Raw genomic sequence first — 21,325 nt, 5'->3', positions numbered from 1 at the left:
CCGCCCGGGCCCGGGGCCCGGCCCCGGAAGGTCACTGATTCAATAATCACTCGTGCACCTGCGTTCGCTGCTCTCCATGCCCCGCATGCTCCGCCACGGCTCGACCGTGGGCGCGGACCTGCCGCCCGACGAGGCCGTCACCCTCGACGCCCCGGACGGCCCGATGGGCGACGCGCTGGCCGCCGTGCACGCCGGCGACCGGGGCCCGGCCGCCGCGCTGCTCGCCGGGACCCGCGAGCGGGCCGAGTGGGAGCGCCGCAGCACCTACGTCACCCAGCTCGCCACGGCCGCCCTGCACAGCCCCGGCTGGCTGGAGGAGTGGCTCGCCAAGTCGCCCGAGGACCCGGACGCCGTGCTGGTCAAGGCCGAGCTCTGCGTCCACCAGGCGTGGGAGGTGCGCAGCGCCGCCCGCGCCACGGACGTGGCGGCCGAGCAGTTCCAGGCGTTCTTCGCGCTGCTCGGGGACGCCGTCCCCGTCGCCTCCGCCGCCGCCCGGCTCAACCCCACCGACCCGGTGCCCTGGCAGATCGCGCTCACCCACGCCCGGGGCAGCCAGGCCTCCCGCGAGGTGTTCGACGCGTACTGGGCGGAGGCCGTGGCCCGCTCCCCGCACCACTACGGCTGCCATGCGGCGGCCCTGCAGTACCTCTCCGAGAAGTGGTACGGCTCGCACGGCGAGATGTTCGCCTTCGCCGAGCGGGCCGCCGAGAGCGCCCTGCCCGGGTCCAAGCTGCACGCGCTGCCGCTGCTCGCCGCGGTGGAGTACGTCGTCGTCTCCGACGACCCGCGCCGCAGCCCCGTCGGGCGCGCCAGGATCGACGCGGCCGTCGAACGCGGCCTGGAGCTGTCCACCTGGTACGAGCCGGGCGACCCGGACGCGGCGGACTTCCGCAACCACCTCGTCCTGATGCTGATCCTGCACGAGCGGTGGGCCGAGGCGCTGGAGGTGTTCCGGGCGATAGGGGTGGGCGCGCGGACGTATCCGTGGGCGTATCTGGGCGAGCCGCGCACCGAGTTCGTGGAACTGCGCTCGGGGGTGCGGATGCAACTGGCCTCGCGCACCCCGCTGTTCTCGCGGCCCGGCCGGGAGGGCGCCGCGCCCGCCGCCCCGCACCCGGCCGGCCCCGACCGGCCGCGCACCCTCGCGATGGCGGCGGCCCCGCCGCACACCGTCGCCGAGGCGGCGCTGATGTGCGGGGTCTCGCTGCGCATCGCGCCCGCGGGGACCGCCGCCAGTTACGTGGAGCTCGTCCCGGACCCCGCCCCCGGGCGGCGCGCGGCGCTCGGCCGCGAGGACCGGCTGACAGCGGCTGCGGCCAGCTTCACCACGGGCGAGAAGTGGCCCGCGCTCGTGCTGCGCCGCAGCGGGTCCCGGTACGGGTTCACGCTCCTTCAGAAGGGCACGGAGACCGCGGCCCACCAGTGGGACCCGGCGGCTCCCGTCATCGACCACACGGCGGCCTCCGCGACCGCGCGGGCCCTGGCGGCGGCGTTCGGGGTGCGCGACGCCCGGCCGCTGGTGGCGCTGCTGCGGGGCGCGGACTCCCCCGCCGCCCGCCAGGCCGGCCTGGTGGCGGCGCTCGGCCTGCCCGCGCTCCCGCCGGGCTTCGGCGACGACGACGAGGTCCTGCGGACGGTCCCCGGCGCCCATCTGCTGGCCCGCCGGGGCGTGTTGCGCGGCATCCGCGACTCGCTCTCCACGGACCTGGGCACCCCGGCGATCCCGGTCCCGCGCACCCGCCGCTGGTGGCGTCTGCGCATCGCGGCCCTGACGGTCCTGGTCCCGGCGTCCGCGTACGCCTGGACGACGCCGGACTGCTACCGGGCGACGATCCCGACCCTGTCGTCCCTGTTCCTGGCGAGCCAGCTGCGCACGGCGTGGCGCAGCCGGGGCTGAGCGCCACGGGCCGGGCCGCTTCCACCCGCGGGCGGGCGGGGCCCCTCGCGCGCCGTCCGCGCCCATGACCGCCCGGGGGGCGGGGGCCGCGCGCCCGGCCCGGGGCGGCTCGGGGGCACACGCGAAGGCCCGGCCCCCGTACCCCGGGACCGGGCCTTCGTACCGCGTCGTCACCGACCGGGGATCAGCTCTCCGTCGGCCCCTCGGCCGCCGTCTTCTTCGCGGTGGCCTTCTTGGCGGTCGTCTTCTTCGCCGCGGTCTTCTTGGCCGCCGTCTTCTTGGCGACCGCCTTCTTCGCGGGGACGGCCTTCTTGGCCGTCTTGCGGGCCGTCTTCTTCGCCGGGGCCGCCTCCTCGGCGGCCTCCGCCGTCGGTTCGGCACCCTTCACCGGCTCGGCCTTGGCCTCGGCCACGACCGGCTCGGCCACCGGAGCGCTCTCGACCACGAGAACCGCCTCCTGCGCACCCGACGGCGACCCGGCCGGAGCCGTGGCCTTGCGGGTGGCCCGGCGACGCGCCCTCGGCGGGGCGGCGGCGGGCGCCTCCTCGACGACCGGCTCGGCCGCGGCCTTCTCGGGCTCGGCGACGGGCGCCGGAGCGGCCACCGGCTCGGCCACCACGACGGGCTCCACCACGACCGGCTCGGCCGCGGCGGGCGGACCCGCCGGCGCGGACACCTTGCGGGTGGCCCGGCGCCGGGTGCGCCCACGCGGCGCCTCGTCCTCGATGAACGACGCGACCGTCACCGCCTTCGGCTCGGCCTCCTGCACGGGCGCCGGCTCCGGCTCCGCCACCACCGGCTCGGCCTCGGCGACCGGCTCACCGCCCCGCTTGGGCGCACCGGCCGGAGCCGACGCCTTACGGCTCGCACGGCGCCGGGAGCGGGTGCCGCGCACCGCGGCCTCCGCCTCGGCGACGCTGCTGTAGAGCTCCTCGTCCGGCACGAACTCCGGCTCCGCGAGCGCGACGGGCGCCGCGACCTCGGCCGCCAGCTCCGCCTCGGTCTCCACGGGCTCGATGTCGGCGTCGGCGTCGAGGGGCTCGATGTCGGCGACGTCGGCGATGTCGTGCTCGTGCGCCTCGTGGTCGTGCTCGGCGCCGCCCCGGCCGCGCTTCTTGGAGCGCTTGCCGTTGCCGCCGCCACCGGCGGCGGTCGGCTGCTCCATGTGCACGATCACACCGCGCCCGTTGCAGTGGACACAGGTCTCGGAGAACGACTCCAGCAGGCCCTGGCCGACCCGCTTGCGGGTCATCTGGACCAGGCCCAGCGAGGTGACCTCCGCGACCTGGTGCTTCGTACGGTCACGGCCCAGGCATTCGAGCAGGCGCCGCAGCACCAGGTCCCGGTTGGACTCCAGGACCATGTCGATGAAGTCGATGACGACGATGCCGCCCAGGTCGCGCAGCCGCAGCTGGCGCACGATCTCCTCGGCCGCCTCCAGGTTGTTCCTGGTGACGGTCTCCTCCAGGTTGCCGCCCTGGCCGGTGAACTTGCCGGTGTTGACGTCGACGACGATCATCGCCTCGGTCTTGTCGATCACCAGCGAACCGCCGGACGGCAGCCAGACCTTGCGGTCCAGGGCCTTCATCAGCTGCTCGTCGATCCGGTACGTCGCGAAGACGTCGACCTCGGAGGTCCACCGGGTCAGCCGGTCCACCAGGTCCGGCGCCACGTGCGAGACATAGCCGTGGATGGTCTCCCAGGCCTCGTCACCGCTGACGATGACCTTGGTGAAGTCCTCGTTGAAGATGTCGCGCACGACCCGGACGGTCATGTCCGGCTCGCCGTACAGCAGGCTCGGCGAGCTCGTCGAGATCTGCTTGGCCTTCTTGGAGATCTCCTCCCACTGCTCCTGCAGGCGCTCGACGTCACGGCGCAGCTCGTCCTCGCTCGCGCCCTCGGCGGCGGTGCGCACGATGACGCCCGCGTCCTCGGGGACGATCTTCTTGAGGATGGTCTTCAGCCGCGCCCGCTCGGTGTCCGGGAGCTTGCGGCTGATGCCGGTCATCGAGCCCTCGGGCACGTACACCAGGTAGCGGCCGGGCAGCGAGACCTGGCTGGTCAGCCGGGCGCCCTTGTGGCCGATCGGGTCCTTGGTGACCTGCACCAGGACCGACTGGCCGGACTTCAGCGCGGCCTCGATGCGGCGCGGCCCGTTGCCCATGCCCAGCGCCTCGAAGTTGACCTCGCCGGCGTACAGGACGGCGTTGCGGCCCTTGCCGATGTCGACGAAGGCGGCCTCCATCGACGGCAGCACGTTCTGGACCTTGCCCAGGTAGACGTTGCCGACGTACGAGGTGGCCTGCTCCTTGTTGACGTAGTGCTCGACCAGCACGTTGTCTTCCAGGACGCCGATCTGGGTGCGCTCGCCGCTCTGGCGGACGACCATCACACGCTCGACGGCCTCGCGGCGCGCCAGGAACTCCGCCTCGGTGATGATCGGCACCCGGCGGCGGCCCTGCTCGCGGCCCTCGCGGCGGCGCTGCTTCTTCGCCTCCAGACGGGTCGAGCCCTTGATGGACTGCACCTCGTCCGCGCCGGTGCCGGGCTCGGCCTTCTCACGGGCCGGGCGCGGCTCGCGGACCTTGACGACGGTGCGCTCCGGGTCGTCCGCGCCCGTACCGGCTTCGTGGTCGCCCCCGTCACCACTGCGGCGACGGCGACGGCGGCGCCGACGGCTGCTGCTGGTGCCGGCGGCCGAGGGGGTGTCCTCGGACTCCTCGTCCTCGTCCTCGAACGCCTCGGTCTCGGCGGACTCCTCCGCCTCGCCCTCGTCGGTCTCGGCGGGCTCGCCCCGGCGACGGCGGCGGCCACCGCGGCGACGGCGGCGCGAGGGACGGTCGTCCTCGTGCTCCTCGTGCTCGTCGTGCTCGGGCTCCTCCTCGGCGGAGGCGTCCTCGTCGGCCTCTTCGGCGGCGGGGGCCTGCGGCTCGGGCGCGGCCTCGGCGCTCTCACCGCGACGGCGGCGGCGACGGCGCGAACCGCCCTGCGGCTCGGCCTGCTCGGCGGCGGGAGCGGCGGCCGGCTCGGCGGCGGCCTCGACGGCGGTCTCCTCCGGCTCCTCCTCCTCGTCCGTCACCTCGGCGGCCCGGGCGGCAGCGGCGGCGGCGGTCTCCGGGGTCTGGAACATCGGCTCGTGGAAGACCGGCGCCTGGAAGACGGCGACGGCGGGGCGGGTGGCCCGGCGGCGCGAGCGGCCGGTCTCCGCCTTCGGCTCGGCCACGGCCGTCTCGGGCTCCTTGACGGGCTCCTCGGCGGCGGCCGGGGTGAACTGCGGCGCGGTGGCCTTCCGGGTGGCGCGGCGACGGGTACGCCCACGCGGCGCTTCGTCCTCGGCGGACTCGGCGGACGCGGCGGGCTCCGTGACCGTCTCCTCGACGGCCGGGGCCCCGGCGGCGGGCTCGACGACCACGGCGGCCTGCTCGGCCTGCTCGGCGGCCCTGGGCGCACCGGCCGGAGCCGTGGCCTTACGGGTGGCACGGCGACGGGTGGGGGCGGGAGCCGCGTGCTCCTCGGCGGCGGCCACCACGGCGGCCTCCTCGGCCGGGGAGGCGACCGGGTCCTCGGCGGCGACGGCCGGCGGCGCACCGGCGGCCGTGGCCTCCTCGGCGGCCGGGGCGCCCGCGGGGGCGGTGGCCTTGCGGGTGGCGCGGCGGCGGGTGCGGGCCGGGGCGGCGGGCTCCTCGGCGGCGGCCTCCGTGACCGTCTCCTCGACGGCCGGGGCCTCGGCGGCGGGCTCGACGACCACTGCGGCCTGCTCGGCCTGCTCGGCGGCCCTGGGCGCACCGGCCGGAGCCGTGGCCTTACGGGTCGCACGGCGACGGGTGCGCGCGGGAGCGGCGGGCTCCTCGGCGGCGGGCTCGGCCTCGGGCTCGGCGGCGGCCGGCGCCTCAACGGTCTCGGCCTGCTCGGCGGCGGGCGCACCAGCCGGGGCGGTGGCCTTGCGGGTGGCGCGGCGGCGCGGACGCGCCGGAGCGGCCTCCTCGGCGACGGGCGTCTCGGCCGGGGCCTCGGCGGCGGGCGTCTCGGTGGTGGTCTCGGCCGTCTCGGCGGGCGCACCAGCCGGGGCGGTGGCCTTGCGGGTGGCGCGGCGGCGCGGGCGGGCCGGAGCGGCCTCCTCGGCGGCGGGCGTCTCGGCCGGGGCCCCGGTGGACGCGGCGGGCGTCTCGGGCGTGTCGGCGCCCGCGGCTCCCGGCGGACCGGCGGGCCGCGACGCCGCGCGGCGCCTGCGGCGCGGCGGCAGCGTGTCGCTGGGGCTGTTGTTGTCGTCTCCGGTCACACCGGATTCGTTCTTCTCGTTCTCAAGCATGCGGGCGTAGCTCCCGTCACGCTCCCGGGCGCCGCGCCTGGTTCCGGTCCGGCGGCACGTCCGCGTGATGTGCGCGGGTACCGCCGTCCGGGGCGCGGGCGCCGCACGGGAGCTGATATGTCCGGCTCGCCGGTTCCGTACGCGATGTACGCACGGCCTGGCGAAAGTCTTCTGGTCAGTGCGCGGCCCGACCCAGGTGGCTTCCGAGTACCAGGGCTGCGCTACAACGACTGCCCTTACGCGGCTGGACCCGGCGCCGTCGCAGAGGTGGTCCCGGCGGCCTTGGGTGGAGCGGCCGGGGCTGCCTCGCGGTCGGGCGCGAGCGGGTCGGTCACCGTGCCGGACTCCTCGTCGAAGAGCCCCTGCGCCAGCCTGGTCACCGCTGCGGGGACCGGCGGCGCCAGGTCGGCCACAGCTCGGAGACCGGACAGGACGTCGTCGGGTCGCACGGCAGGTGTCAGGTGCCGTACCACCAGGCGCAGTATCGCACAGGGCTTGTCCAGCGGCCTATCGGCCTGGGGAGAAAGCGCCTCCAGGTCGGCCACGGCGCCGCGCGTGTCGAAGGTGCGCATGCCGTTCTTGGTCCGGCGCTGGACCTCGACGGTCTCGGCCGCGAGGAAGGCCTCGACGGCCTTCTCGGCGTCCTCGACGGGGACGCCGTCGAGCCGCAGCTCCCAGACGGAGGCGGTCAGCCGGTCGGCCAGGCCCGAGGTGCGGGCCTCCACGGCGTCGGTGATGTCGAGCCCGGCGGGCAGCGACTCGTCGAGCAGCGTGAGCAGCGTCGCCGGGTCGCGGTGCTCGGTGAGCGCGATCTCCAGGTACTCGGCCTCGGAGCCGGTACCGGTGGGGGCGGCGTTCGCGTACGACACCTTGGGGTGCGGGGTGAAGCCTGCCGAGTAGGCCATGGGCACCTCGGCGCGGCGCAGCGCACGCTCGAAGGCGCGCTGGAAGTCACGGTGGCTGGTGAACCGGAGGCGACCGCGCTTGGTGTAGCGCAGTCGGATGCGCTGCACCGCAGGTGCGGGCGGCGGGCCTTCGGGCTGTCGCTTGCCCAGTGGTTCTTCTCCTCGTGCGGGGCGGGCGCGGTGGGCGCCGCCCACCTGTCCTGTGGGGGCCCTCCGGTCACGGCCCGCGCGCCGCCCGGCTCATCCCTCCGTCCTGCTGAGGGAGATCTCGGGGGCGGGCACCGCGCCGGAGGCAGTAGTTGTACTACCCAGAGTACGCGCCGCGAGCGGTTCCGGTTCCCGGCGAGGGCCGCCGGCCAGCGCCCGCCAGGCGTCCGCGCGGGCCTGCCGCACGGTCGCGCGGGCCGAGGCGAGGGCCTCGCGGGCGGTGCGCGCGGCGCCGCTCAGCGCGGCGCGCGCGGCGCGGCCCGCCACCGCCGCCGCGCGCGCCGCCGGGGCCCACAGGGTGCGGCGCGCCCAGTGCAGCACCGGTGCGCACAGGGTGCGCCACACCCAGCGCACCGGGCGTCCGAGCAGCTGCCATGCGAGCCACTTCAGGGCGCGCCCGACGGCCCGCGAGAGGTGTCCGGCGATCCGCCAGGCGTGCCCGAAGGCGGCGCCGATCTCCCGCGCGACGACGGCGAGGGCGCGTCCTACGGCCCGCGAAAGATGTCCGGCGATCCGCCAGGCGTGCCCGAAGGCGGCGCCGATCTCCCGCGCGACGACGGCGAGGGCGCGTCCTACGGGCATCAGCACCCGTCGGCAGAACCACCCGACGGGTATCACAAACAAGAACAAACCCACTCGTACGAGGACGGTCGCGAGCACGGAGAGGACCGCGCCGGTCCCGCGCCCGAGCCAGGCCAGGGCCGTCCACCCGCCGCCCGCGAGCCAGGCGATGCCGTGGCCGAGGGGGGTGAGGACGTACCGGTACAAGCAGCTCAGCGGGAGCGCCACCGCGTACCGCCACAGCGGCACGACCAGCCACCGCCACAGCCACCCCAGCGGCGTGAGCACCAGCACCCGTACCGCCCAGGCCAGGGCCCGGGCCGTGTACGTGAGGGGCAGCACGACCAGCGTCCGGCCCAGCCACCCCAGCCCCCGCCCGACCGGCCGCAGCACCGTGCGGTACACCGCGCGGCCCGTCGCCGCGACCGCGTCCCAGAGGAGGCGGACGGGAACCACCAGGACCAGGACGACGATCCGTACCGGGAGTCGGATCGCGACGGTCAGACAGCCCCCGGGCTGCCGCGGTGGCTGCTGCTGGAGTTCCATGTCCCTCTGGACGCGCCGCAGGCCCCGTACCGTTGCGGTGCGGGGCCTGCTGTGATCAACCGGTGATCGGGAGGTTACTTGACGACGGTCAGCGGAAGCAGTTTCTTGCCCGTGGGGCCGATCTGGATGTGCGTGTCCATCTGCGGGCACACCCCGCAGTCGAAGCACGGCGTCCAGCGGCAGTCCTCGACCTCGGTCTCGTCGAGCGCGTCCTGCCAGTCCTCCCAGAGCCAGTCCTTGTCGAGACCGGAGTCCAGGTGGTCCCAGGGCAGGACCTCCTCGTAGGTGCGCTCGCGGGTGGTGTACCAGTCGACGTCCACGCCGTACGCCGGCAGGGTCTTCTCGGCGCAGGCCATCCAGCGGTCGTAGCTGAAGTGCTCGCGCCAGCCGTCGAAGCGCCCGCCGTCCTCGTAGACGGCGCGGATCACCGCGCCTACGCGGCGGTCGCCGCGCGAGAGCAGGCCCTCGACGATGCCCGGCTTGCCGTCGTGGTAGCGGAAGCCGATCGAGCGGCCGTACTTCTTGTCGCCGCGGATCTTGTCGCGCAGCTTCTCCAGGCGGGCGTCGGTCTCCTCGGCGGAGAGCTGCGGCGCCCACTGGAAGGGGGTGTGCGGCTTGGGCACGAACCCGCCGATGGAGACCGTGCAGCGGATGTCGTTCTGGCCGGAGACCTCGCGGCCCTTGGCGATGACGTTGACCGCCATGTCGCCGATCTGGAGGACGTCCTCGTCGGTCTCGGTCGGCAGGCCGCACATGAAGTACAGCTTCACCTGGCGCCAGCCGTTGCCGTAGGCGGTGGCGACCGTACGGATCAGGTCCTCTTCGGAGACCATCTTGTTGATGACCTTGCGCATGCGCTCCGAGCCGCCCTCGGGGGCGAACGTCAGACCCGAGCGACGGCCGTTGCGGGTCAGCTCGTTGGCGAGGTCGACGTTGAAGGCGTCCACCCGGGTGGAGGGCAGCGAAAGGCCGATCTTGTCCTCGGTGTAGCGGTCCGCGAGGCCCTTGGCGATCTCACCGATCTCGGTGTGGTCGGCGCTGGACAGGGAGAGCAGGCCGACCTCCTCGAAGCCGGTCGCCTTCAGGCCCTTCTCCACCATCTCGCCGATGCCGGTGATGCTTCGCTCCCGCACGGGGCGCGTGATCATGCCGGCCTGGCAGAAGCGGCAGCCGCGGGTGCAGCCGCGGAAGATCTCCACCGACATGCGCTCGTGGACGGTCTCCGCGAGCGGCACGAGCGGCTGCTTGGGGTAGGGCCACTCGTCGAGGTCCATGACGGTGTGCTTGCTGACCCGCCACGGCACGCCCGACCTGTTGGGCACGACACGGCCGATACGGCCGTCGGGGAGGTACTCCACGTCGTAGAAGCCCGGCACGTACACGTTGCCGGTCTTCGCGAGGCGGAACAGGACCTCCTCGCGACCGCCGGGGCGGCCCTCGGCCTTCCAGGCGCGGATGATGGCGGTCATGTCGAGGACGGCCTGCTCGCCGTCGCCGATGACGGCGCAGTCGATGAAGTCCGCGATCGGCTCGGGGTTGAAGGCCGCGTGGCCGCCCGCGAGGACGATCGGGTCGTCGATGCCGCGGTCCTTGGCCTCCAGCGGGATGCCCGCCAGGTCCAGGGCCGTGAGCATGTTGGTGTAGCCGAGCTCGGTGGAGAAGCTGAGCCCGAACACGTCGAAGGCGCCGACGGGGCGGTGGCTGTCCACGGTGAACTGGGGCACCCGGTGCTCGCGCATCAGCGCTTCCATGTCCGGCCACACGCTGTAGGTGCGCTCGGCCAGGACGCCCTCGCGCTCGTTCAGCACCTCGTAGAGGATCATGACGCCCTGGTTGGGGAGCCCGACCTCGTACGCGTCCGGGTACATGAGCGCCCAGCGCACGTCGCAGCTCTCCCACGGCTTGACCGTGGAGTTGAGTTCACCGCCGACGTACTGGATCGGCTTCTGCACATGCGGGAGCAGGGCTTCGAGCTGTGGGAAGACGGACTCGGCGGCAGTCATCTCGACGAACTTTCGTGAGCTGGCAAGGGGGCGACTCTCTAGCGTAACCCGCTCGCGGGGCGCCCCCCGCCGCCGCGTTTCCTCGCCCTCAGCCCCGCAGGCGCCGGCGGTGCTTCGGCCGGGAGGCCCCGCGCCAGACTTCGGGCAGCTCGCGCTCGCGGTCGGCGCCGGCCGCCTCCTCCTGTCCGTACAGAAGTCCCCAGGTGAACGCGGACTCGCCCGCCAGATGGGCCTGGACGGCCAGGCCGCGCAGCGCCTCGCGGGCCACCACGCTGTCCTGGTGGTCGCCCAGGACCTTCTGCACCGCCTTCATCCGCTTGGCGAACTTCTTCGCGGGGGCGCCGAGCGCGGCCTCGGCGGCCTCGGCGGAGTAGCGGGCGCGTTTGGCCGCCTTGCGGGCGTCGTGCAGGGCCCGGTCGCGCTCTTCGCCGGGGGCGAGCTCCAGGGCGTGCGCGATCCGGGCGGCCAGCCGCTCGTAGTCCTTGAGCACCGCCTTGGGCAGCACCTTCGCGGCGGGCCGGTGGGCGGCCGGGCGCAGCGGCGGGTCGGCGAGCAGCGCGTCCAGGGCGTCGAGCAGGGCGAGGTGGCGCCTGCTGTCCAGGGCGGCGACGGTCCTGCGGCGCGAGCCGGAGCGGCGGGCCACGCTCCAGATGCGCAGCCGCCCCCGGACCGGTCCGAGGACGAGGGTGCGGGGCAGTGCGGCGACGCGGCTCTGGAGGCGGGCGGTGAGCACTTCCTGGTCGCGGTCGACGCCGAGTTCGCCCGCGAGCCACTTCAGCTCCTCGCCGAGCGGGTCGGTGACGGTCCGGTCGAGGACTTTCCCGTACGACTTCAGCGCGCTGCGCAGGCGGCGGGAGGCGACGCGCATCTGGTGGACGGCGTCGGGCAGGTCGCGGCGGACGGCGGGGTCATGGGCGACGAGGGCGTCGCGCTGGGCGCGCAGATAGCGGAGCACATGGTCGCCGGCGGTGGGTCCGCCGTTGTGCTCCGCGGCGGGGGGTCCGGGGAGGTCCGGTACGGCCGGGGCGGTCTCCGTGAGGGCGCGGGCCAGCTTGGAGGCGCTGCGCGCCGGGCGCAGGCCCGCCTTGAGCAGCCGCTTCTCCACGCGGTCCAGGAGTGCGGGGTCCGTGTCGTCGGCGAGCTCCACCTCGACCTCGGTCCAGTGGGCCGTGGCGCCCGCGCGTCCGGGGCCGAGGCGCACGGCCCGCACGGTGTCGACGCTCACCTCGGCGAGCGGTGTGCCCTCGGCGTCGAGCAGATGACGCAGGGCGCGGGAGGAGACGAGCCGGACGACGGGGTCCAGCCTGCGGTCGCGGACGCGGGAGCGCAGGAGTGCGGCCAGGGCGCGGGGGACGTCCGGGGAGAGGGGGGCGCGGATCTCGTCGCGGATGCCCGTGGCGACCGGGAACTTCAGGTGCCAGCCGGCGTCCTCGCCGCCCGTTCTGCGGCGCAGGGTGAGGGAGTCGGCCGCCAGGCGCAGGTCCTGCGTGTCGTAGTAGACGGCGTCCAGCTCGGCCACGCCCCGGTCGACGACGCGCGCGACTCCCGTGACCCCGGTGAGGCCGGGAAGCCGTACGTCGTCGCCGGTGGCTTCGTACTTCCGCTCGATCTCGCGCTTCGTCTCCGCCATGAACTGAATCTAGACGCGAAACGGAGTCGCAAACAGGCACCGGACCGGCCATGACGGCCGGTCCGGTGCCGCGACGCGGTTCTAGGCCGTTATCGGCCGCTGCACCCTGATCGACTGGAGCAGTCCGATCGCGACCCAGACGGCGAACATCGACGATCCTCCGTAGGACACGAAGGGCAGCGGCAGACCCGCCACCGGCATGATGCCGAGGGTCATCCCGATGTTCTCGAAGGACTGGAAGCCGAACCAGGCGATGATCCCGGCGGCCACGACCGTGCCGTACAGCTCGGTCGTCTCGCGCGCGATGCGGCAGGCGCGCCACAGGACCACGCCGAGCAGGACGAGGATCAGGCCCGCGCCGACGAAGCCGAGCTCCTCGCCCGCGACGGTGAAGACGAAGTCCGTCTGCTGTTCGGGGACGAACTGGCCGGTGGTCTGGCTGCCCTTGAACAGGCCGGTGCCGGTCAGTCCGCCGGAGCCGATGGCGATCCGGGCCTGGTTGGTGTTGTAGCCGACGCCCGCCGGGTCGAGGCTGGGGTTGGCGAAGGCCGCGAAGCGGTTGATCTGGTACTCGTCGAGCAGTCCGAGCGCCGCGACCGCGATCGCCCCCGCCACGCCCGCCCCTATCAGGCCGAGCACCCAGCGGTTGGAGGCTCCGGAGGCGAGCAGCACGCCCAGGATGATGATCACGATGACCATGACCGACCCGAGGTCCGGCATCATCATGATGATCAGGATGGGCAGCGCGGCGATGCCCAGGGACTTGAGCACCGTGCGGTGGTCGGGGTGCGGGGTGTCCCCGGCGTCTACGCGCGACGCCAGTATCATCGCCATCCCCAGAATGATGGTGATCTTGGTGAATTCGGAGGGCTGGAGCGAGAAGCCGCCGCCGATGATGATCCAGGCGTGCGCGCCGTTGACGGTCGCGCCCAGCGGGGTCAGCACGGCGAGGATCAGCACCACCGAGATCCCGTACAGCACCGGCACCGCGCCCCGCAGGGTGCGGTGGCCCAGCCAGATGGTGCCGATCATCAGCCCGAACCCGATGCCGGTGTTCATGGCGTGCCGGATCAGGAAGTAGTACGGGTCGCCCTGGTTGAGCTGGGTGCGGTTGCGGGTCGCGGACCACACCAGCAGCGAACCGATGAAGGACAGCGCGAGCGCGGAGAGCAGCAGCCACCAGTCGAGCCGGCGCAGCACCGAGTCGCGCGCGGTGAGCTTGGCGAAGGCGGAGCGCTCGGGCGCGTACCGCTGGACGGAGAAGCCGGCCATCAGTCCCTGCGCCCCCGTCCGCCGCCCCGGTTGTCGGTGTTGGCCGCGGCGAGCTGCTGCTCACCGGGCTTCTTCTCGGGGACCTTCTGCGAGTCCGGGTCGTACGGCTCGATCTTCGGCGCGTCGATGGAGCCGTCGGCCTGGATCCTGGGCAGGGCCTGCTGCGGCTGGGGCAGCAGGGCGCGCTTGAGGTCCTGGTTGCCCGCGTCGTCGAGTCCGTAGATCGCGTCGTAGATGTTGCGCACGGCGGGGCCGGACGCGCCCGAGCCCGTACCACCCTGGGAGATCGTCATGACGATCGAGTAGTCCTTGGTGTACGTGGCGAACCACGAGGTCGTCTGCTTGCCGTAGACCTCGGCGGTACCGGTCTTGGCGTGCATCGGGATCTGCTTCTGCGGCCAGCCGCCGAACCGCCAGGCGGCCGTACCGCGGGTGGCGACTCCCGCGAGGGCTTCGTCTATGTCGTCGCGGGTCGCCCGGGTCATCGGCAGCTTGCCGTGCGCCTTGGGCGTGATCTCCTTGACGGACTTGCCGTCGGCGCTGATCACGGCCTTGCCGACGGTGGGGTCGTAGAGGGTGCCGCCGTTGGAGATCGCCGAGTAGATCGTCGCCATCTGGATGGGGGTGACGAGGGTGTCGCCCTGGCCGATGGAGTAGTTGACCGAGTCACCGGCGCGCATGAGGTTGCCTTCGAGGCAGTTCTCGTACTCGATCTTCTGGACGTAGTCGCCGTCCTTCTTGCCGTGCTTGCACCAGGCGTCCTTGTTGGCCTCCCAGAACCGCTGCTTCCACTGGCGGTCGGGGACCCGGCCGGGGACCTCGCTGGGCAGGTCGATACCGGTCTTGGAGCCGAGGCCGAAGTCATGGGCGGTCTTGTAGAACCAGTCGGCGGCGTCCTTCTTCGGCTTCATGCCGCCGTCCTTGAGCCACTGGTCGTGCGCGAGACCGTAGTAGACGGTGTCGCAGGAGACCTCCAGGGCCTGGCCGATGGTGATGTTGCCGTGGCCCTGGGACTCGAAGTTCTTGAAGACCTGGCCGCCGACGGAGTACGAACTCGGGCAGGGGTAGGTGTTGTTGAACGCGTACCCGGCACGGACCGCGGCGGCCGAGGAGACCACCTTGAAGATGGAGCCGGGGGCGGCCTGGCCCTGGATGGCGCGGTTGAGGAGCGGGTAGTTGGAGTCCTTGCCGGTGAGCGCCTGGTAGTCCTTGGCGGAGATGCCGCCGACCCAGGCGTTCGGGTCGTAGTTGGGCAGCGAGGCCATGGCGACGACCCGGCCGGTCTTCGCCTCCATCACGACGACCGCGCCCGCGTCGGCCTTGTAGTTCTCGTTGGTGTTCTTGTCGAACTCCTTGCGGGCCTCGGTCATCGCGTGGTTGAGCTCGTACTCCGCGACGGCCTGCACCCGTGCGTCTATCGACGTGACGATGTTCGAGCCCGGCTCGGCCTTGTCGCTCTGCGCCTGCCCGATGACCCGGCCGAGGTTGTCCACCTCGTAGCGGGTCACGCCCGCCTTGCCGCGCAGCTGCTTGTCGTAGGTGCGCTCCAGGCCCGAGCGGCCCACCATGTCCGAGCGCAGATACGGCGAGTCGGTGTCCTTCGCCTTGATGATCTCCTCGTCGGTGACCGGCGAGAGGTAGCCGAGCACCTGCGCGGTGTTGGCCTTGCCGGGCGAGGTGTAGCGGCGCACCGCGGTGGGGTCGGCGGTGATGCCGGGGAAGTCCTCGGAGCGCTCACGGATCTGGAGGGCCTGCTGGGTGGTGGCCTTGTCGGTGACCGGGATCGGCTGGTACGGCGAGCCGTTCCAGCAGGGCTTGGGCGTCTTGGCGTCGCACAGCCGCACCTTGTCCATGACGTCCTGCGGCTTCATACCGAGGACGGCCGCCAGCCGGGTCAGCACGGCCTTGCCCTTGTCGGGCATCTTCGTCAGGTCGGTACGGGAGGCGGAGACCACCAGCCGGGTCTCGTTGTCCGCCAGCGGCACCCCGCGCGCGTCCAGGATCGCCCCGCGCACCGCGGGCTGCACGACCTGCTGCACATGGTTGTTCTTGGCCTCGTCCTCGTACTCCTGCCCGTTGCGGATCTGGAGGTACCAGAGGCGTCCGCCGAGGGTGAGGAGCAGGGAGAAGACGAGGACCTGGATGATGACGAGCCGGATCTGCACCCGGGGGGTGCGTCCCGTCTCGGGGATGTTGCTCACGCGGTGGCCCCCTCGTTCACAGTCGCTTGACGCCCTTGATGCGGCCGGCCCGGGCCGCGCGGTTGCGGGCGGCCTTCACCCGCAGGCCGCCCTTCCGCTCGCCGATCCGCAGCCCGGTGCCGCCGGAGAGCCAGCCGGAGGAGATGCTCGCGCCGTTGGCGGCGGCGCCCCCGGACGCCTCGGCCAGCGGGTCGTTCTCGGCCCGTCTGGCGAGCGCCATGATGAGCGGCACGGTGAACGGGGCGAGCAGCAGGTCGTAGACGGCGGCCGTGAACAGCAGGTTCACCAGGCCGACATGGCGGGCCGCGGTGTCGCCGACGAGGGCGCCCACGCCCGCGTAGAGCAGGGTGGAGCCGATGGCCGCGCAGACCACCACGAGCATGGGCCCGGTGGCCGAGCGCAGCCGGCCGTGGTCGGGCTTGGCGAGCCCCGCCGCGTAGCCGACCAGGCACAGGACCAGCGCGTAGCGCCCGGCGGCGTGGTCGGCGGGCGGGGCGAGGTCGGAGAGCAGCCCGGCGGCGAAGCCGACGAAGGCGCCGCCGAGGTGGCCGTAGACGAGGGCGAGGCCGAGGACGGTGAGCAGCACCAGGTCCGGGACGGCGCCGGGCAGCTGGAGCCGGGCCAGGACGCTCACCTGGACGACGAGGGCGACGACGATCAGGGCGGACGAGAGGATGACCCTGTTGATACGCATCTGGATCAGCTCCTACTGGTCGCCGTCGGCGGCTGCGTTGTTCGCGTTGTTCGCGTTGTTCGCGTTGTTCGGATCGCCGCCGGGAAGCGCGTTGGGCTTGCGGTTGGGATCCGTGTTGGGGTCCGGGACGGGATTGCCGTTCGGGTTGCCGTTCGGGTTCCCGTTGGGGTCGTTGTTGGGGATGGGGACGTTCGGGTCGGCCTGGTTGGGGGCGACCGCGTTCCCGGCGGGCGGCGGGCTGACCGTGACGGTCACCGTGGGCGTGGGGGTCGGCCGGGGCTTGGCGGGCAGCACCTGGTCGCGCGGGTCGGTGCGCGGGGCCTGGACGACGACGCCGACGATGTCGAGCTTGGTGAACCCGACGTACGGACGCACGTAGATGGTCCGCGTCAGATCGCCGCCGGAGGGGTCGACCTTGACGACCTCGCCGACCGGGACACCGGGCACGAACGGCCTGTCGGACTGCGAGCCGAAGGTCACCAGCCGGTCGCCCGCCTTCACCTTGGCCTTGCCGTTGAGCAGTTGCACCGACAGCGGCCGGTCGCCCTGGCCGGTGGCGAAGCCCAGTTCGTCGCTGCTCTCCATCCGGGTGCCGACCGTGAAGTCCGGGTCGTTGGCGAGCAGGACGGTGGCGGTGGACGGGCCGACGGTGGTGACGCGGCCGACCAGCCCCTCCCCGTTCAGCACGGTCATGTCGCGCTTGATGCCGTCGCGCGAGCCGGCGTCGATGGTGACGGTCCAGGAGAAGCCCTGGGCCGCTCCTATTCCGATGACCTGCGCGGCCTTGATGCCGTACTGGCCCTCGCCCGCGGTCTTCAGCATCGCGTCGAGCTGGTTGAGACGCGAGCGGTTGCGGGCGTCGCTGCCGAGCTTCTGCTTCAGCGCCTCGTTCTCGCGCTGGAGGTCGGCGATCTTGTTGTGGCGCTCCCCCGAGTCGCGCACGGCGCCGATGGCGTTGCCCACCGGATCGACGGCTGCCGCCATGCCGTTCTCGACCGGCCCGAACACCGTGGCGGCGGCCTGCCGGGCCCCGTCCACCGGCGAATTCTCCCCACCCCGGATGTCGACCGTGATCAGCGCGAACGCTACGGCGATCAGCAGCACCAGGAGGAGCCGGCTCTCTCGTGTGTCCCTCACGTGCGGCGGCCGTGCCTTCCTCGTCGGAATCTGTTCGATCTGTATATCAACGATCCGCCGTACGGGTTGGCAGTGGCCCGTACGGGCGGGCCCCCGGGCCGCTGGGCGACCCGGGGACCTCGGCCTTGCGCGCTATCGGCGCGGCTGGGCGTCCAGCACCTGCTGGAGGGCCTCGAACTCCTCGACACACTTGCCGGATCCGAGAGCGACCGAGTCCAGCGGGTCCTCGGCGATGTGGATGGGCATCCCGGTCTCGCGGCGCAGCCGCTCGTCCAGGCCCCGCAGCAGGGCGCCGCCGCCGGTGAGGACGATGCCGCGGTCCATGATGTCGCCGGAGAGCTCGGGCGGGCACTTGTCGAGCGTCGTCTTCACGGCGTCGACGATCGCGTTGACCGGCTCCTCGATGGCCTTGCGGACCTCGGCGGCCGAGATGACCACGGTCTTGGGCAGCCCGGAGACCAGGTCACGGCCGCGGATCTCGGTGTGCTCGTCCTTGTCGAGGTCGTACGCCGAACCGATGGTGATCTTGATCTGCTCGGCGGTGCGCTCACCGAGGAGGAGGCTGTACTCCTTCTTGATGTGCTGGATGATCGCGTTGTCCAGCTCGTCGCCGGCGACCCGGATGGACTGTGCCGTGACGATTCCGCCGAGCGAGATCACCGCGACCTCGGTGGTGCCGCCGCCGATGTCGACGACCATGTTGCCGGTCGCCTCGTGGACGGGCAGCCCCGAGCCGATGGCCGCGGCCATGGGCTCCTCGATGATGTGCACCTGACGGGCGCCGGCCTGGGTGGAGGCCTCGATGACGGCGCGGCGCTCGACTCCGGTGATGCCCGAGGGCACACAGACGACAACGCGCGGGCGCGCCAGGTAACGCCGCTTGTGGATCTTGAGGATGAAGTAGCGGAGCATCCGCTCCGTGATCTCGAAGTCGGCGATGACGCCGTCCTTCAGCGGTCGTACGGCCACGATGTTGCCCGGCGTACGACCGATCATCTTCTTCGCCTCGGCGCCGACCGCCAGGATGCCGCCGGTGTTGGTGTTGATGGCGACGACGGAGGGCTCGTTCAGGACGATTCCGCGGCCCCTGACGTACACCAGCGTGTTGGCGGTCCCGAGGTCGACAGCCATGTCACGGCCGATGAACGACATGTTGTTGCTCCCCATGAGGATGCGTCCGGCCTTCCCTAATCGAGCGTTGACGGCTTTTTAGGTCGGCGAGGTGGGTGCTGTGGGCGTGAGGCTCCATCGTAGTGCCGCCTGCACGGACACGGCGCGTTGGTCCACCTCTGTTAATGGTGACGACGTGTCGGGGCGATGCGTTCCCGACTTCACCCCGCATATGCCGAAGGGCGACCGAAATTCCTTCGGTCGCCCCAGGTCATGAGCGCTATATGGCTGACAACCGGTCAGGAAGTCAGACGCGACCCGGGAAGAAGATCTTCAGTTCCCTCTCGGCCGACTCCTCGGAATCGGAGGCGTGGATGAGGTTCTCCCGGACGATCGTGCCGAAGTCGCCCCGGATGGAACCGGGCGTGGCGGCGATCGGGTCGGTGGGGCCCGCGAGCCCGCGCACACCCTCGATGACGCGCTCGCCCTCGACGACCAGGACCACGACCGGGCCGGAGGCCATGAAACCCATCAGCGGCTCGTAGAAGGGCTTGCCCTTGTGCTCGCCGTAGTGCTGCTCCAGGGTCTCCTGGTCCAGCGTCCGCAGCTCCATCGCCGGGATGGTCCAGCCGGCCTTGCGCTCGATACGGCCGATGATCTCGCCGATCAGGCCGCGACGGACGGCGTCGGGCTTGAGGATGACGAGAGTGCGCTGGGTCATGGTGTCCGGCTCCTTGCAGGCATACGTGTGCGGTGAAGGCGAGGCTACAGGGGGCGCCGGGCACGACGGCACCCGGTCCGGCCCCGGAACCCGGGGCCGGCCGTTTACGCCTGCGGCTCCGCCTCCGCCTGGGCCGCGAAACGGGCCTTCGCCGCGTCCACCTGCCGGCCGTAGTGGATCGAGGCCCACCACAGACCGGCGAAGACCGCACCGAGGAAGAACATGTGCGGGACGACGAAGCCGCTCGCGATCAAGGCGATCTGGAGCGCCCAGCCCAGCTGGAGGCCACCGGGACGGGTCAGTACACCGCACAGGAGCAGCGAGAACAGCATGGCGATGCCACTGACCGTCCACACCGTGGACACCGTCAGGTCCTGGTCCTTCATGGCGACCAGACCGGCGAACCCTATGACGAAGAATTCACCGATGAGGGTGGAAGCGCAGAGCGTACGCATCGGGCGTCAGCCCCTTCCCAGGAGCAGCCGGGCCTCGCCGACCGTGATCACGGAACCGGTGACGAGGACTCCCGCACCGGCGTACTCGTCCTCTTCCTCCGCCAGGGTGATCGCCGCCTCCAGCGCGTCGTCCAGCCGCGGCTCGACCACCACCCGCTCGTCACCGAAGACCTCGACCGCGACCGCGGCCAGCTCGTCGACGTCCATCGAACGGTGACTGGTGTTGGCGGTCACGACGACCTCGGCGAAGACCGGCTCGAAGGCCTCCAGCAGCCCCTTCACGTCCTTGTCGGCGCTGGCCGCGACCACGCCGATCAGCCGCGAGAAGCCGAACGCCTCGGTCAGACCCTCCGCCGTGGCCTGCGCGCCCGCCGGGTTGTGGGCCGCGTCCAGGACGACGGTCGGGCTGCGGCGCACCACCTCCAGCCGGCCGGGCGAGAGGACCGAGGCGAACGCCTTGCGGACGGTGTCCACGTCCAGCGGGCGCGCGTGCTCGGAGCCGATGCCGAAGAACGCCTCCACGGCGGCGAGGGCGACGGCCGCGTTGTGCGCCTGGTGCGCGCCGTACAGCGGCAGGAAGACGTCCTCGTACTCGCCGCCGAGGCCGCGCAGGGTCAGCAGCTGCCCGCCGACCGCGACCTCGCGCGCGACGATGCCGAACTCCATGCCCTCGCGGGCCACCGTGGCGTCCGCCTCGACGGCCTTCTTCAGCATCACCTGGGCCGCGTCGACCGGCTGCTGGGACAGGATGACGGTGGCGTCCTGCTTGATGATCCCGGACTTCTCCACGGCGATCTCGGCGGGCGTCGAGCCGAGGCGGTCGGTGTGGTCCAGGGAGATGGGGGTGACGACGGCCACGGAGGCGTCGATCACATTGGTCGCGTCCCAGCTGCCGCCCATGCCGACCTCGACGACGGCCACGTCGACGGGGGCGTCCGCGAACGCCGCGTACGCCATCCCGGTGAGCACCTCGAAGAACGACAGCCGGTACTCCTGCTGCCCGTCCACCATCTCCACGTACGGCTTGATGTCCTCGTACGTCTCGATGAAGCGCTCGGCGGTGATCGGCGCGCCGTCCAGGCTGATGCGCTCGGTGATCGACTGGACGTGGGGCGAGGTGTACCGGCCGGTGCGCAGGTCGAAGGCGTTGAGCAGCGCCTCGATCATGCGGGCGGTGGAGGTCTTGCCGTTGGTGCCGGTGATGTGGATCGAGGGGTACGCGCGCTGGGGCTCGCCCAGTACGTCCATCAGCGCCGAGATACGGGCGACGGAGGGCTCCAGCTTGGTCTCGCCCCAGCGCGTCGCCAACTCCGTCTCGACCGCGCGCAGCGCCCGGTCGACCTCGGCGTCGCTGGGGCGCGCGGGGACGGGGTCGGCCTGCGGGGCGCCGCCGTGGGTGCGCAGGGTGCGGCTGCCGGCCTCGATCACCGCCAGGTCGGGGTCGCGGGTCGTCTCGGCCTCGACGATCTCGTCGAAGGGGTCGTCGGGGCTGCTGCTGCGGTCGGGCTGCTCGGTCACGCCCCCAGTCTACGGAGCCCCTCCCCGCCCCTTCCCTAAACCCTCCGGGGGTGGGGGGGAAGGGGGCGGGAGTTTTCTCGGCGGCGGCCCCCGGCCCCGGCGGAGCCCGCGCCCCCGGGCCCTCTTCCCCCCGCGGACCGTGGTGGGTTGCGCGGGCGG

14 protein-coding genes are annotated in these 21,325 nt (G+C 72.7%); 1 reads left to right on the top strand and 13 read right to left on the bottom strand.

The genetic code is table 11. The features are described 5' to 3' along the window. Positions 1-76: 76 nt before the first annotated feature. Positions 77-1,897 (top strand): hypothetical protein, encoded by a 1,821-nt coding sequence (locus ACZ5ID_RS30280; RefSeq protein WP_468904181.1) that lies wholly within the window; start codon positions 77-79, stop codon positions 1,895-1,897. Between the two features lie 184 nt (positions 1,898-2,081). Here ACZ5ID_RS30280 and ACZ5ID_RS30275 read toward each other — a convergent pair whose 3' ends face one another. The 13 genes from ACZ5ID_RS30275 to folC form a co-directional block, all read right to left on the bottom strand. Next, positions 2,082-6,206 (bottom strand): Rne/Rng family ribonuclease, encoded by a 4,125-nt coding sequence (locus tag ACZ5ID_RS30275; protein ID WP_468904179.1) that lies wholly within the window; start codon positions 6,204-6,206, stop codon positions 2,082-2,084. 236 nt (positions 6,207-6,442) lie between these two features. Further along, positions 6,443-7,219, bottom strand: coding sequence for a TIGR03936 family radical SAM-associated protein (locus ACZ5ID_RS30270; RefSeq protein ID WP_468904177.1), 777 nt, complete (start codon positions 7,217-7,219; stop codon positions 6,443-6,445). A 132-nt stretch (positions 7,220-7,351) separates the two neighbouring features. Continuing rightward, positions 7,352-8,425 (bottom strand): hypothetical protein, encoded by a 1,074-nt coding sequence (locus ACZ5ID_RS30265; protein ID WP_468904174.1) that lies wholly within the window; start codon positions 8,423-8,425, stop codon positions 7,352-7,354. A gap of 74 nt (positions 8,426-8,499) precedes the next feature. Beyond that, positions 8,500-10,428 (bottom strand): TIGR03960 family B12-binding radical SAM protein, encoded by a 1,929-nt coding sequence (locus ACZ5ID_RS30260; RefSeq protein ID WP_468904172.1) that lies wholly within the window; start codon positions 10,426-10,428, stop codon positions 8,500-8,502. An 88-nt stretch (positions 10,429-10,516) separates the two neighbouring features. Next, positions 10,517-12,058 (bottom strand): CYTH and CHAD domain-containing protein, encoded by a 1,542-nt coding sequence (locus ACZ5ID_RS30255; RefSeq protein WP_468904170.1) that lies wholly within the window; start codon positions 12,056-12,058, stop codon positions 10,517-10,519. A gap of 81 nt (positions 12,059-12,139) precedes the next feature. Next, the gene (gene rodA / locus ACZ5ID_RS30250; RefSeq protein WP_406556163.1) at positions 12,140-13,330 is read right to left on the bottom strand and encodes a rod shape-determining protein RodA; all 1,191 of its coding nucleotides are present in this window, start codon (positions 13,328-13,330) and stop codon (positions 12,140-12,142) included. After that, the gene (gene mrdA / locus ACZ5ID_RS30245) at positions 13,330-15,531 is read right to left on the bottom strand and encodes a penicillin-binding protein 2 (RefSeq protein WP_468904166.1); all 2,202 of its coding nucleotides are present in this window, start codon (positions 15,529-15,531) and stop codon (positions 13,330-13,332) included. Before mrdA ends, rodA begins: the two co-directional genes overlap by 1 nt. Positions 15,532-15,547: 16 nt before the next feature. Continuing rightward, positions 15,548-16,225, bottom strand: a complete 678-nt coding sequence (gene mreD, locus ACZ5ID_RS30240; RefSeq protein ID WP_468904164.1) for a rod shape-determining protein MreD — start codon at positions 16,223-16,225, stop codon at positions 15,548-15,550. A 12-nt stretch (positions 16,226-16,237) separates the two neighbouring features. After that, entirely contained in the window at positions 16,238-17,362 is a 1,125-nt protein-coding gene (gene mreC, locus ACZ5ID_RS30235) for a rod shape-determining protein MreC (RefSeq protein WP_468904162.1), read from the bottom strand. A gap of 132 nt (positions 17,363-17,494) precedes the next feature. Next, the gene (locus ACZ5ID_RS30230; protein WP_053727412.1) at positions 17,495-18,514 is read right to left on the bottom strand and encodes a rod shape-determining protein; all 1,020 of its coding nucleotides are present in this window, start codon (positions 18,512-18,514) and stop codon (positions 17,495-17,497) included. A 265-nt stretch (positions 18,515-18,779) separates the two neighbouring features. After that, positions 18,780-19,193, bottom strand: a complete 414-nt coding sequence (gene ndk / locus ACZ5ID_RS30225; protein WP_358831444.1) for a nucleoside-diphosphate kinase — start codon at positions 19,191-19,193, stop codon at positions 18,780-18,782. Between the two features lie 104 nt (positions 19,194-19,297). Next, positions 19,298-19,648: a DUF4233 domain-containing protein gene (locus tag ACZ5ID_RS30220; protein ID WP_468904159.1), complete on the bottom strand. Its 351-nt coding sequence runs from the start codon at positions 19,646-19,648 to the stop codon at positions 19,298-19,300. 6 nt (positions 19,649-19,654) lie between these two features. After that, positions 19,655-21,166 (bottom strand): bifunctional tetrahydrofolate synthase/dihydrofolate synthase, encoded by a 1,512-nt coding sequence (folC, locus tag ACZ5ID_RS30215; protein WP_468904157.1) that lies wholly within the window; start codon positions 21,164-21,166, stop codon positions 19,655-19,657. Positions 21,167-21,325: the final 159 nt, after the last annotated feature.

The sequence above is a fragment of the Streptomyces sp. NPDC031670 genome (assembly GCF_055580545.1).
The sequence above is the reverse complement of the archived record's forward strand: the minus strand, read 5'-3'. Positions and strand labels throughout refer to the sequence as shown.

Bases quoted from the DNA above. Each gene is read 5' to 3' on its own strand.
- ACZ5ID_RS30280 (WP_468904181.1), top strand. From the start codon at position 77: ATGCCCCGCATGCTCCGCCACGGCTCGACCGTGGGCGCGGACCTGCCG.
- ACZ5ID_RS30275 (WP_468904179.1), bottom strand. From the start codon at position 6,206: ATGCTTGAGAACGAGAAGAACGAATCCGGTGTGACCGGAGACGACAAC.
- ACZ5ID_RS30265 (WP_468904174.1), bottom strand. From the start codon at position 8,425: ATGGAACTCCAGCAGCAGCCACCGCGGCAGCCCGGGGGCTGTCTGACC.
- ACZ5ID_RS30260 (WP_468904172.1), bottom strand. From the start codon at position 10,428: ATGACTGCCGCCGAGTCCGTCTTCCCACAGCTCGAAGCCCTGCTCCCG.
- ACZ5ID_RS30255 (WP_468904170.1), bottom strand. From the start codon at position 12,058: ATGGCGGAGACGAAGCGCGAGATCGAGCGGAAGTACGAAGCCACCGGC.
- rodA (WP_406556163.1), bottom strand. From the start codon at position 13,330: ATGGCCGGCTTCTCCGTCCAGCGGTACGCGCCCGAGCGCTCCGCCTTC.
- mreD (WP_468904164.1), bottom strand. From the start codon at position 16,225: ATGCGTATCAACAGGGTCATCCTCTCGTCCGCCCTGATCGTCGTCGCC.
- ACZ5ID_RS30230 (WP_053727412.1), bottom strand. From the start codon at position 18,514: ATGTCGTTCATCGGCCGTGACATGGCTGTCGACCTCGGGACCGCCAAC.
- ndk (WP_358831444.1), bottom strand. From the start codon at position 19,193: ATGACCCAGCGCACTCTCGTCATCCTCAAGCCCGACGCCGTCCGTCGC.
- ACZ5ID_RS30220 (WP_468904159.1), bottom strand. From the start codon at position 19,648: ATGCGTACGCTCTGCGCTTCCACCCTCATCGGTGAATTCTTCGTCATA.